The following is a 12,294-nucleotide window of genomic DNA, read 5'->3' on the forward strand; positions in this document are numbered from 1 at the left end:
CCAGAAGCGGGATGTGACGGCATAATATCAAACATCGATTCCAGCGAAAGCGCTCCTCCATGAATGTTGATCTGCACTGTCACAGCACGGCCTCCGACGGCGCCCTGGCGCCTTCGATTCTGGTCGCCCGCGCCCACGAGCACGGCGTGCAGACTTTCGCCTTGACCGATCACGACACCATCGAAGGCCTGCCCGAGGCCCGCCAGGCCTGCATTGAACGGGGTATGCACTGGGTCAGCGGCATCGAGTTGTCGTGCACCTGGGGCGGCGCGACCATCCACATATTGGGTTACGATTTTCCTCTCGATGCGCCGCCGTTGCTGAGCGCAATCGAAGCTTTGCACCGTGGTCGCTGGCTGCGCGCCGAAGAAATCGACCGACGCCTGGCTGCCAAGGGCATGCCCAACACCCTCGAAGGTGCTCGCGCGGTGCAGCAAGAACTCGGCGACAGCGGCAATGCTCCGGCGCGGCCGCACTTTGCCGACTACCTGGTGCGTGCCGGACACGTCAAGGACCGCGGCGAAGCGTTTCGCAAATGGCTCGGTGCCGGCAAGCTGGGCGATGTGAAGCTGCATTGGCCTACACTCGAGGAAACTGTCGCGACCCTGCGCCAGTCCAACGCTTGGGTGAGCCTGGCGCATCCGATGCACTACGAACTGACCCGCAGCAAGCGTAGACGGCTGATTGCCGACTATATTCAAGCAGGCGGGCAGGCACTTGAAGTGGTCAACGGCATGATGCCGGCTGAGCAGGTGGGCACCATGTCCATCCTTACCCGTGAGTTCGGCCTGCTGGCAAGCGCTGGCAGTGATTTCCACGGCCCCGGCACCTGGGGCGAGATCGGTGCCTATCGGCCATTGCCTGAGGACCTGCCACCTCTGTGGCGTCGATTCAAGCATGAGCAGCCTATGGCGGTTTGAACAGGACGATTTAGTGAGCCAATTTTTCCAGATTCATGCGGAGAACCCGCAGCCGCGCCTGATCAAACAGGCAGTGGAAATCATTCGCAAAGGTGGGGTGGTGGTCTATCCGACCGACTCCGCCTATGCCATGGGTTGCCAGATCGGCGACAAGAGCGCCATCGAGCGGGTGCGCCGTTTGCGCCAGCTCGACAAGAACCACAACTTCACCCTGCTGTGCTGCGACCTGTCGCAAATGGGCTTGTTTGCCAAGATCGACACCTCCACGTTCCGCCTGCTCAAGGCGCATGTGCCGGGGCCGTATACCTTCATCCTCAATGCCACGCGCGAAGTACCGCGCTTGTTGCTGCATGAAAAACGCCGCACCATCGGCCTGCGCGTGCCGTCCAATCCGATCGTGCTGGCGTTGCTGGCCGAGCTGGGCGAGCCATTGATGAGCGTCAGCCTGATCATGCCCGGCGACGAAGAGCCGATGAATGACCCCTACGAGATCCGCCAGGCGCTGGAACATCACGTCGACCTGATCATCGACGGCGGCTTTGGCAACGTCGAAGGGTCGACGGTGATCAACCTCAGCGGCGACGAGCCTGAAGTGATCCGGGTTGGCTGTGGCGATCCGACGCCGTTCCTGGTGGATGCGTGAATCAACTGGCGCAGCCCGAGGCAGCGGCCAGCGATCTTTCAGTACCGCAGCAACTGCAGCTGGCGCTGGTGTATGGCGAGGCGGTTACCGAGCTGCCGCTGGACCTATACATCCCTCCGCATGCGCTTGAAGTGATTCTTGAGGCATTTGAAGGCCCGCTCGATCTGCTGCTGTACCTGATTCGCAAGCAGAACATCGACATCCTTGATATTCCCGTCGCGGAAATCACCCGCCAGTACATGACCTACGTCGAGCTGATGAAGTCGGTGCGCCTCGAACTGGCCGCAGAATACCTACTGATGGCCGCCATGCTGGCCGAGATCAAGTCGCGCATGCTGTTGCCGCGCTCCAGCGAGGTTGAAGAGGAAGAGGGCGATCCGCGGGCTGAGCTGATCCGCCGCTTGCAGGAGTACGAGCGGTTCAAGGCCGCAGCCGAGGGCATCGACACCCTCGCCCGGGTTGGCCGCGACGTGATCATTCCCAGGCTGGACGCACCGCAGGCGCAGGTGCGCAAATTGCTGCCCGATGTCAGCCTGGAAGAGATTCTGCTGTCGATGGCTGAAGTCATGCGCCGCAATGACCTGTTCGAGAGCCACCAGATCAGCCGCGAGACACTCTCTACCCGTGAGCGTATGAGTGAGGTGCTCGAGCGCCTCAAGGGCGGCGCCTTTGTGCCCTTTGTCGAGTTGTTCACCGTCGAAGAGGGCAAGCTTGGCGTGGTGGTCACCTTCATGGCGATTCTGGAGCTGGTTAAGGAATCGCTGATCGAACTGGTGCAGAATGAGCCCTTCGCCCCGATCCATGTCCGTGCGCGGACCGACTGAAACAAGCCGACCCAACTCCAATGAACCTGAATGAACCGCGCGACCTGGCGTCGCTGATCGAGGCTTTTCTGCTGGCCTCGGGCAAGCCGCAATCGCTTGAACGGCTGTACGAGCTGCTCGATGAAACCGAGCGTCCGGCACCGGCTGTCTTCAAGAAGGCCCTCGAACTGCTGGCCAAGTCCTGCAATGGCCGCGCCTTTGAGCTCAAAGAGGTCGCCAGTGGCTATCGCCTGCAAATCCGCGAGAACTTTGCGCCTTGGGTAGGCCGGCTGTGGGAAGAACGGCCGCAGCGTTACTCGCGGGCCCTGCTCGAAACCATGGCGCTGATTGCCTACCGCCAGCCCATCACTCGCGGCGAGATCGAAGACGTGCGTGGTGTGGCGGTCAACACCAACATCGTCAAGACGCTGATGGAGCGCGAGTGGATCCGCATCGTCGGCTACCGTGAAGTGCCGGGGCGCCCAGCGATGTTTGCCACTACCAAGGCGTTTCTCGATCATTTCAACCTGAAGAGCCTTGACCAGTTGCCAGCCCTGGCCGAGCTTCGCGAGATGGAGCCCGAGCCCCTGCTTGACCCGGACGACGCCCCGGTGCCGGCGCATCTGCAGGCGTTGGCTGATGCCAGCCTGGGCGAGCAAGAGGTGGGCGAGCCGCCGACCGAGACCAGCTTCCGCAGCCTGCTGGTCGAGCTGGATGCGATGGAAGAAGGTCTGAAGATTGATTTTGAAGACCTGCCCGAGGCGCAGCCTGATCCGTTGCCCGAAGATGACGCCGAACTGAGTTGACCGTTCGGCGCAAAGCCTGGCTGCCTGCGTAAAAGGCGCTACTCTGCAGTGCGCTTGGCTGATGAACCGCGTATAGTGCGCGCCCCTCTGGCCCATTCGTGGCCAGATACCGCATTTCATTCTTACACCGGGAGGTGCCCAGATGAGTGACAAAGAGCTGCTCGATACCCAACCTATTCCTCCATCCGGCGAAAAACTGCAAAAAGTTCTCGCCCGCATCGGCGTGGGCTCGCGTCGGGATGTCGAGGCCTGGATCAGCCAGGGCCGGATCAAGGTCAACGGCGTTGCCGCGACCCTTGGTCAGCGTGTCGACATGCATGACGCGATCTCGGTCGATGGCAAGCTGATCAAGCGCGTGGAGGCCTCCGAGGCCACCCGCCGGGTGATCATGTACAACAAGCCAGATGGCGAAATCTGCACCCGTGACGACCCGGAAGGCCGTCCAACCGTGTTCGATCGCCTGCCACGGCCGAAAGAGGGCCGCTGGATCAACATCGGTCGTCTCGACATCAACACCACCGGCCTGCTGCTGTTCACCACTGATGGCGAACTGGCCAACCGCCTGATGCACCCATCCTACGAGATGGACCGCGAGTACGCGGTACGTGTGCGCGGCGAAGTCGACGACGAAATGCTCGACCGCCTGAAGGCTGGTGTAGTGCTTGAAGATGGCCCGGCGAAGTTCACCGACATCCAGAAAGCGCCGGGTGGCGAAGGCTTCAACCATTGGTACCACTGCGTGGTGATGGAAGGCCGTAACCGCGAAGTACGTCGCCTGTGGGAGTCGCAAGGTGTAATCGTCAGCCGTCTGAAGCGCGTGCGCTTCGGTCCGGTGTTCCTCAACTCCGACCTGCCAATGGGCCGCTGGCGCGAAATGAGCCAGTACGAAATCGACATCCTTGCCGCTGAAGTGGGCCTGCAGCCGGTTGCGCTGCCGACCTTGAACCTCAAGGCCAAGGACAAGATGGAGCGTATGCAGCGCAAGTCCAGCCGTCCGCTGGGCCGTGGCGAACGCGTACGCAATCTGCGCCCGGCGCAGGAAGGCCAGGCCGAGCGCCCGGCCCGTGCGCCGCGTGAAGACAGCGCGGCTGCGCGCAAGGGCAGCCGTGCCCCGGTCGCCAGTGCGGTAGCCGAGCGTCCGAGCGATGTACGCAAGCGCACCCACAAACCTGATGGTGCCCGCACCAGTGGCGGTCGCCCAACCGGCGGCAAGCCTGCTGGCGGTGGTCGCGGCAAGCCGCGCGGCTGATAGCGTTTGATCTGGGGCCGCTTTGCGGCCCCAGTCGTTTCGATGGCGAACCCAGGTGCAATGCCTGGCAACTTTTCCATCCGCCTCGTAAAGAAATCCTTACGGAATCCCCGGATTCCCCAAGCAAACGCTCACCGCGTAACGCAAACTTGCCAAACCCCCGCCCCAGAGCCCTCCCTGCACCCGACCAGCCCCTTGCCCAGTGCCCCGCAACACGCTGATATAGCCCCATGCCCTGTGCACAGCCTGGCCAAAGAGCCCGGCTAATAAAACAACAAATGGAGGCGCAATGTACGCCGATCAGTTCGCCACAACTGGCTCTTCCCACCGGATCGGTGCGCTTTTCCTACAGGAAATGACGCATCGCGTTGACGCCTGCGCGCTTGCGAGGGTATACAATGCGCCGCGTTTTACCTGTGACCCCTTTGCGTACCGCGCATTTCTGCTGACTCCCGGCTGACCGATCCTGGGCCTGTTGCCCGTCGCGTCCCGTGAATCCAGAAAAAATCCAAGGTAACCACCTTGCCCATTCCGCTGCGCCACGAGTGCGGTGGGTCCGATTCCGTCACAGATAAAAACAAGCAGGTGACTTCGTTCATGAGTGGACAAATCAAGCAGTCAGGCGAGCTCAAGCGGGGCCTGAAAAACCGCCACATCCAGTTGATCGCCCTCGGCGGCGCGATTGGTACCGGCCTGTTCCTCGGCTCAGCTGGAGTGATGGCGTCTGCCGGCCCGTCGATGATCCTCGGCTACGCCATCTGCGGCTTCATTGCCTTCATGATCATGCGCCAACTCGGCGAGATGATTGTCGAGGAGCCTGTGGCAGGTTCCTTCAGCCACTTTGCGCACAAGTACTGGGGCGGTTTTGCCGGCTTCCTGTCGGGCTGGAACTGCTGGGTGCTGTACATCCTGGTGGGCATGTCGGAGCTGTCGGCAGTGGGCAAGTATGTCCATTACTGGTGGCCCGAGATCCCGACCTGGGTCACTGCGGCGGCGTTTTTCCTGCTGATCAATGCCATCAATTTGATGAACGTGAAGGTGTTCGGCGAGACCGAGTTCTGGTTCGCGATCATCAAGGTCGTGGCCATCGTCGGCATGATCGGCCTGGGCGCCTACATGCTCACCTCAGGCAGTGGCGGCCCGGAAGCGTCGGTCACCAACCTGTGGGTGCATGGCGGGTTCTTCCCCAACGGCGTCACGGGGCTGGTGATGGCGCTGGCGATCATCATGTTCTCGTTCGGCGGCCTGGAGATGCTCGGTTTTACGGCGGCCGAGGCTGACAAGCCGAAAACCGTCATCCCCAAGGCGATCAATCAGGTCATCTATCGCATCCTGATCTTCTATATTGGCGCGCTGGTGATCCTGCTCTCGCTGACCCCTTGGAATACCCTGGTCGCCAGCATCGAAGCCGCCGGCGGCAGCTACGGCAGCAGCCCGTTCGTGCAGGTGTTCTCGCTGCTGGGTAGCGACGTTGCTGCGCACCTGCTCAACTTCGTGGTATTGACCGCGGCGCTGTCGGTGTACAACAGCGGCACCTACTGCAATGCGCGCATGCTCTACGGCATGGCCGAGCAGGGCGATGCGCCAGCAGGCCTGGCCAAGATCGACAAGCGCGGCGTGCCGGTTCGTTCGATTCTGGCTTCAGCAGCGGTCACCCTGGTAGCGGTGCTGCTCAACTACTTCATGCCGCAGCATGCGCTGGAGCTGCTGATGTCGCTGGTAGTGGCCGCGCTGGTGATCAACTGGGCGATGATCAGCTTCTCGCACCTCAAGTTCCGCCAGCACCTTGACCGTACAGGCCAGAAACCGCTGTTCAAGGCGTTGTGGTACCCCTACGGCAACTACCTGGTGATGGCTTTTGTGGTGCTGATCCTCGGCACCATGCTGATGATCCCGGGTATCCAGGTGTCGGTCTACGCCATCCCGGTATGGCTGCTGGTGATGTACCTGGCCTATGTCCTCAAGGGCGGCAAACGTGCCGGTCCTGCCGAGGCAGTTGTAGAGAGCGTGGCCAAGTAAACGGTCGCGGGCTTTACCCAAAACCCGATGTCAGGTCACTGACATCGGGTTTTTTATTGGCTGCGGATCAGATCTGCGCCAGCAACCAGCTACGGAATGCCCGCAGCGAGGGCAACGCTTCGTTGCGCGGCGGATAGATCAGGTAGTAGCTGCGCTGGCTGGCAAAGGCTGCGCCGGGGCTGTACAGCTCGCCTTTGGCCAATTCTTCCTCGACCAGAATCCGCGGCACCAGGCCAATGCCGATGCCGGCGCGCACCGCCTGGATCAGGTGCGAGGTCAGCTCGAAGCTCGGCCCCAGGCGCATCGATCGGTGTGGCAGCTCCTGATGGGAGAACCATTCGCCCCATGCATGAGGGTTGTTGGCCACGTTCAGCAGTACTTCCTGGCTGATCCGCGTTGGGTCCCACTGCTGGCCATCGCGGGCTGCGTCCGGCGGCAAGATCACCAGCAGTTGCTCGGCATGCAGGCGATGGCAGATCAGCCCGGGCAAGTCATTGCTGGCCACGCCGATGGCGGCGTCGATTTCGCTGGTGTCGAAATTGATCGCTTCGATGCGCGAATGAATATGCACCAGCATGCCCGGGTGCGCCGCGTAAAACTCATGCAGGCGTGGCAGCAGCCATTTCGAGCCGAAGGTGGGCAGGGTGGCCAGCCGCAGTGTGCCCACGCCGGACTGGTACGCCAAGGCCTGCAAGGTCGCGCTGCGGATGCGCCCGAGCGCCTCGCTGAGCTCGCCCTGGTACAGCCGGCCGACGTCGGTGAGCTGCACCTGACGGCCCTCGCGGCGAAACAGCGTCAGGCCCAGTTGCTGTTCCAGCGCCTGGACCTGGCGGCTGACCGCGCTTTGGGTTAGCGACAGCTCGGCGGCGGCGCGGGTGTAGCTCTCATGCCGGGCGGCTGCCTCGAAGGCCAGCAGCAGTGACATCGAGGGCGTCAGGTGGCGGTAATTCATTCATAAAGCTCATCAATAGCGGCAGGAATATCCGTTTGCCCCCAGCGGCAAACTACAGGAACATTGGCCTATTCGTCATCAGTGCCTGCGCGATGCATGCCGCAATGACAGGTTTACCGTGAATCAGCCCATATCAAGAGGCCATCCAACGATGATCGCCCAGTTGCACACCAGCGCGCCTGCCGCCAATTACCCAGAATTCCTCGAAGCCCTGCGTGGCAGTGGCTTCGCCGGCCAGATCAGCGCCGACTACGCCACCCGTACCGTGCTCGCGACCGACAACTCGATTTACCAGCGCCTGCCGCAGGCGGCGGTGTTTCCGTTGCACGCAGACGACGTGGCCAAGGTTGCAGCACTGATGAGCGAGCCGCGCTTTGCCGGCATCAAGCTGACCCCGCGCGGCGGCGGCACTGGTACCAATGGCCAGTCGCTGACCGATGGCATCATCGTCGACCTGTCGCGGCACATGAACAACATCCTCGAGATCAACGTCGAGCAGCGTTGGGTGCGGGTCCAGGCGGGTGTGGTCAAAGACCAGCTCAATGCTGCGCTCAAACCGCACGGGTTGTTCTTCGCCCCCGAGCTGTCTACCTCAAACCGCGCCACCGTTGGCGGCATGATCAACACCGATGCCAGCGGCCAGGGCAGTTGCACCTACGGCAAGACCCGCGACCACGTGCTCGAACTGCACAGCGTGCTGCTCGGCGGCGAACGCCTGCACAGCCTGCCGATCGATGACGCTGCGCTGGAGCAGGCCTGTGCCGCACCCGGCCGCGCCGGTGAGGTGTATCGCATTGCTCGCGACATTCATGAAACCCAGGCAGAACTGATCGAGACCACCTTCCCCAAGCTCAATCGCTGCCTGACCGGCTATGACCTTGCGCACCTGCGCGACGAGCAGGGCCGCTTCAACCTCAATAGCGTGCTGTGCGGCGCCGAGGGTTCGCTGGGCTATGTGGTCGAAGCCAAGCTCAACGTGCTGCCGATCCCCAAATACGCAGTGCTGGTCAACGTGCGCTACAGCAGCTTCATGGATGCTCTGCGCGATGCCAATGCGCTGATGGCGCACAAGCCGCTGTCGATCGAAACGGTCGATTCCAAGGTGCTGCTGCTGGCGATGCAGGATATCGTCTGGCACAGCGTCGCCGAGTACTTCCCGGCGGATGCCGAGCGGCCAACCCTGGGCATCAACCTGATCGAGTTCTGCGGTGATGACCCTGCCGAGGTGAATGCCCGGGTGCAGGCTTTCATCGGCCATCTGCAGACTGACAAAGGTGTAGAACGGCTCGGCCACACCCTGGCCGAGGGCGCCGAGGCGGTCACCCGCGTATACACCATGCGCAAGCGCTCGGTCGGCCTGCTGGGCAACGTCGAAGGCGAAGTGCGCCCCCAGCCGTTTGTCGAAGACACCGCCGTGCCGCCCGAGCAGTTGGCCGACTACATTGCCGAGTTCCGCGCGCTGCTCGACAGCTATGGCCTGGCCTATGGCATGTTCGGCCACGTCGATGCCGGCGTACTGCACGTGCGCCCGGCATTGGACATGAAAGACCCGGCCCAGGCGGCGCTGGTCAAACCGATCTCGGATGCAGTGGCAGCGTTGACCAAGCGCTACGGTGGGCTGCTCTGGGGCGAGCATGGTAAGGGCCTGCGTTCGGAGTATGTGCCGGAGTATTTCGGCGCGCTGTACCCAGCCTTGCAGCGCCTGAAGGGCGCGTTCGATCCGCGCAACCAGCTCAACCCCGGCAAGATCTGCACCCCGCCAGACAGCGCCGAAGGCCTGACCAAGGTCGATGGCGTGACCCTGCGTGGTGACCTCGACCGGACCATCGACGAGCGCGTCTGGCAGAGCTTTGGCAGCGCGGTGCACTGCAACGGCAACGGCGCCTGCTACAACTACGACCCCAACGACGCCATGTGCCCGTCCTGGAAGGCCACCCGCGAGCGCCAGCATTCGCCCAAGGGCCGTGCCTCGTTGATGCGCGAGTGGCTGCGCCTGCAAGGGGCGGCGGATATCGACGTGCTGGCTGCGGCACGCAGCAAGGTCTCCTGGCTCAAGGGCTTGCCGACGCGGCTGCGCAACAACCGTGCACAGCAGCAGGGGGAGGTCGACTTTTCCCACGAGGTGTACGACGCAATGGCCGGTTGCCTGGCCTGTAAATCCTGTGCAGGCCAGTGCCCGATCAAGGTCAACGTGCCGGACTTCCGCTCACGCTTCCTTGAGCTGTACCACGGTCGTTACCAGCGGCCACTGCGCGATTACTTGATTGGCTCGCTGGAATTCAGCATCCCGTACCTGGCCCACGCGCCGGGCCTGTACAACGCGGTGATGGGCTCGAAGTGGGTCAGCAAGTTGCTGGCCGACAAAGTCGGCATGGTCGACAGCCCATTGATCAGCCGCTTCAACTTCCAGGCGACGCTGACCCGTTGCCGTGTGCAGATGGCCACTGTGCCGACCCTGCGCGAACTGACCCCCGCCCAGCGCGAGCGCAGTATCGTGCTGGTGCAGGATGCCTTCACCCGCTACTTCGAAACGCCGCTGTTGGCGTCATTCATCGAGCTTGCCCATCGCCTCGGCCACCGTGTTTTCCTCGCGCCCTACAGCGCCAACGGCAAGCCGCTGCACGTGCAGGGCTTCCTCGGTGCGTTCGCCAAGGCGGCGATCCGCAACGGCAGCCAGCTCAAGGCACTGGCCGACTGTGGCGTGCCATTGGTAGGCCTGGACCCGGCCATGACCCTGGTGTATCGCCAGGAATACCAGAAGGTCGAGGGGCTGCAGGACTGCCCGAAAGTACTGTTGCCGCAGGAATGGCTGATCGATGTGCTGCCTGAGCAAGTGCCAGCCACTGGCGCCAGCTTCCGCTTGATGGCGCACTGCACCGAGAAAACCAACGTACCGGCCAGCACTCGGCAATGGGAGCAGGTCTTCGCACGTATGGGCCTGACATTGGTCACCGAGGCCACCGGCTGCTGTGGCATGTCTGGCACTTATGGGCATGAGGCGCGCAACCAGCAGACCTCGCGGACTATCTTCGAGCAGTCGTGGGCGACCAAGCTGGATAAACAGGGTGAGCCCCTGGCGACTGGCTATTCCTGCCGCAGTCAGGTCAAGCGCCTGGCAGACAAGCAGTTGCGCCATCCGCTCGAAGTCGTGCTGCAGTTTGCCCTGCGCTGAATTTCAGCGAGGTAGGGGAGTCATGGAGAGGTGACCGCAGGAGGGGGCGGTAGGTCTGGCTGATGAGGCTGGGCTTGCCAGCGGCACTCTGGACGGTGTGAAAACGTGATGAAGTGGGGTTTCCCGTGTTCAGCCGTTTTCACACTGCCGTGCGCGGTTATTCCTGATCAGCGCTGGATGTATCGTCGCCATTCTGCTCGACGGCTGGCGTCGGTTCAGAGTGGGCGGCAACGGTGTGCTCTTCGGGGTTCAGGCTTGGGAAGGGATGATTCGGGATCTCATGCATCTCGTCGTCCTCGCAAGTGTGAGTTGAAAAGGCTGCGCCAGGCGCGTGTGTGGCTTTGAAAAAGCTTGGGCAGGATACAGCAGTCGACATGACAGTTTGAACTTTTTGCCGATCAGCTGTCGGCTAGCGGGCGGATATCGGACGCAGCACGTGGCAGGGGATGCAGTTGAAACGGCAAGCGCCCGCAGAGTCAGCGGCCTCTGCAGGCGCTGCCAGGCAGGTTACTTGCGGCCTTCGGCGTTCTTGGCCACTTCATCGGTGCGGGCGCACATGATGAAGTCATTGCGGTGCAGACCTTTGATCGAATGGCTCCACCAGGTCACAGTGACTTTGCCCCATTCGGTCATCAGGCCAGGGTGGTGGCCTTCGGCTTCGGCGATTTCGCCAACGGCATTGGTAAAGGCCAGGGCGTGCTTGAAGTTCTTGAACAGGAATACCCGTTCCAGCTCCATATGGCCGTCACGCACTTCGATGTTCCAATCGGGGATCTGCCGGATCAGCTCGGGCAGTTCGGCTTCGCTGACCTGCGGGGCGTCGGCGCGGCAGGCTTCGCAGTGGGCTTGATTCAAGGCATTCATGGTGTGGTTCCAATTCGAGTTGTTATCGTCAAGGTGGCTTCAGGCAGCAACCTTGGGTGGAAACTTGGGTGCGTGCAGGCCCAGCTGCATGCCCTGGTGGACCATGCCCATGATGTCTTCATGGGCCAGGTCGAACAGGCGCTTGAGGTTGGGCAGGACGAAGTACACCGGCTGCAGGATATCGATGCGATAAGGCGTGCGCATTGCCTCGATCGGGTCGAAGGCCTGATGCTCAGGCTCGCTGGACAGACTGTAGACGGTCTCCTTGGGTGAGGAGAGGATGCCGCCGCCGTAGATACGTTGGCCTTGCGCGGTATCCATCAAGCCGAATTCGATGGTCATCCAGTACAGCCGGGCCAGGTACACCCGCTCTTCCTTGGTCGCAGCCAGGCCCAGCTTGCCATAGGTGTGGGTGAATTCGGCGAACCATGGGTTGGTCAGCAGCGGGCAGTGGCCGAAGATTTCATGAAAGATATCCGGCTCTTGCAGGTAGTCCAGTTCTTCACGGGTGCGGATGAAGGTAGCCACCGGGAAGCGCTTGCTGGCAAGCAGTTCGAAAAAGGTCTGGAACGGGATCAATGCTGGCACGCGTGCAACCTGCCAGCCCGTGGTGGCGCCAAGCACTTTGTTGATCTCGCCCAACTGGGGAATGCGCTCATGGGGCAGCTTGAGCTGCTCGATGCCGTCCAGGTACTCCTGGCACGCACGGCCTTCAATCACCTTTAACTGGCGGGTAATCAAGGTATTCCAGACTGCGTGCTCGTCTTGCGGGTAGTCGATAAAACCGTTCGCATCGGGCTCGCGGGCCACGTAGTGCGTCTGTTTCATGTGGCTCTCCTGGTGAGGGCTTTATTGTTTTGATTGCG

11 protein-coding genes are annotated in these 12,294 nt (G+C 62.0%); 7 read left to right on the plus strand and 4 right to left on the minus strand.

Annotated elements, in window-relative coordinates; translation table 11 throughout:
* The first annotated feature begins 59 nt into the window (after positions 1-59).
* The 6 genes from K3F44_RS02290 to K3F44_RS02315 all read left to right on the plus strand — a co-directional run bounded on the left by K3F44_RS02290 (position 60) and on the right by K3F44_RS02315 (position 6,440).
* Entirely contained in the window at positions 60-920 is an 861-nt protein-coding gene (locus K3F44_RS02290; protein WP_101317681.1) for a PHP domain-containing protein, read from the plus strand.
* Between the two features lie 13 nt (positions 921-933).
* Entirely contained in the window at positions 934-1,563 is a 630-nt protein-coding gene (locus K3F44_RS02295) for an L-threonylcarbamoyladenylate synthase (RefSeq protein ID WP_101317683.1), read from the plus strand.
* A gap of 110 nt (positions 1,564-1,673) precedes the next feature.
* A complete protein-coding gene (locus tag K3F44_RS02300) occupies positions 1,674-2,387 on the plus strand; it encodes a ScpA family protein (protein WP_181088302.1) in 714 nt (237 codons plus the stop codon).
* A 20-nt stretch (positions 2,388-2,407) separates the two neighbouring features.
* A complete protein-coding gene (gene scpB, locus K3F44_RS02305; RefSeq protein ID WP_150569809.1) occupies positions 2,408-3,172 on the plus strand; it encodes an SMC-Scp complex subunit ScpB in 765 nt (254 codons plus the stop codon).
* A gap of 142 nt (positions 3,173-3,314) precedes the next feature.
* Positions 3,315-4,421, plus strand: coding sequence for a 23S rRNA pseudouridine(2605) synthase RluB (gene rluB / locus K3F44_RS02310; RefSeq protein WP_220633268.1), 1,107 nt, complete (start codon positions 3,315-3,317; stop codon positions 4,419-4,421).
* 597 nt (positions 4,422-5,018) lie between these two features.
* Positions 5,019-6,440: an amino acid permease gene (locus K3F44_RS02315; RefSeq protein ID WP_101317689.1), complete on the plus strand. Its 1,422-nt coding sequence runs from the start codon at positions 5,019-5,021 to the stop codon at positions 6,438-6,440.
* A gap of 67 nt (positions 6,441-6,507) precedes the next feature.
* On the opposite strand, the gene K3F44_RS02320 is transcribed toward K3F44_RS02315, so the two are convergent.
* The gene (locus K3F44_RS02320) at positions 6,508-7,392 is read right to left on the minus strand and encodes a LysR substrate-binding domain-containing protein (protein WP_101317691.1); all 885 of its coding nucleotides are present in this window, start codon (positions 7,390-7,392) and stop codon (positions 6,508-6,510) included.
* Between the two features lie 151 nt (positions 7,393-7,543).
* On the opposite strand from K3F44_RS02320, the gene K3F44_RS02325 reads away from it, so the two are divergent.
* Positions 7,544-10,564 carry an FAD-binding and (Fe-S)-binding domain-containing protein gene (locus K3F44_RS02325; protein WP_220633269.1) on the plus strand — a complete coding sequence of 1,007 codons (3,021 nt, stop codon included), beginning with the start codon at positions 7,544-7,546 and terminating at the stop codon, positions 10,562-10,564.
* 157 nt (positions 10,565-10,721) lie between these two features.
* Here K3F44_RS02325 and K3F44_RS24720 read toward each other — a convergent pair whose 3' ends face one another.
* The 3 genes from K3F44_RS24720 to phhA form a co-directional block, all read right to left on the minus strand.
* Positions 10,722-10,850: a hypothetical protein gene (locus tag K3F44_RS24720; protein WP_258035074.1), complete on the minus strand. Its 129-nt coding sequence runs from the start codon at positions 10,848-10,850 to the stop codon at positions 10,722-10,724.
* A 221-nt stretch (positions 10,851-11,071) separates the two neighbouring features.
* Positions 11,072-11,428, minus strand: a complete 357-nt coding sequence (locus K3F44_RS02330; RefSeq protein WP_101317695.1) for a 4a-hydroxytetrahydrobiopterin dehydratase — start codon at positions 11,426-11,428, stop codon at positions 11,072-11,074.
* A 39-nt stretch (positions 11,429-11,467) separates the two neighbouring features.
* The gene (phhA, locus tag K3F44_RS02335) at positions 11,468-12,256 is read right to left on the minus strand and encodes a phenylalanine 4-monooxygenase (protein WP_181088171.1); all 789 of its coding nucleotides are present in this window, start codon (positions 12,254-12,256) and stop codon (positions 11,468-11,470) included.
* Positions 12,257-12,294: the final 38 nt, after the last annotated feature.

The organism is Pseudomonas sp. S07E 245 (assembly GCF_019599025.1).
Lineage (GTDB): Bacteria > Pseudomonadota > Gammaproteobacteria > Pseudomonadales > Pseudomonadaceae > Aquipseudomonas > Aquipseudomonas shirazensis.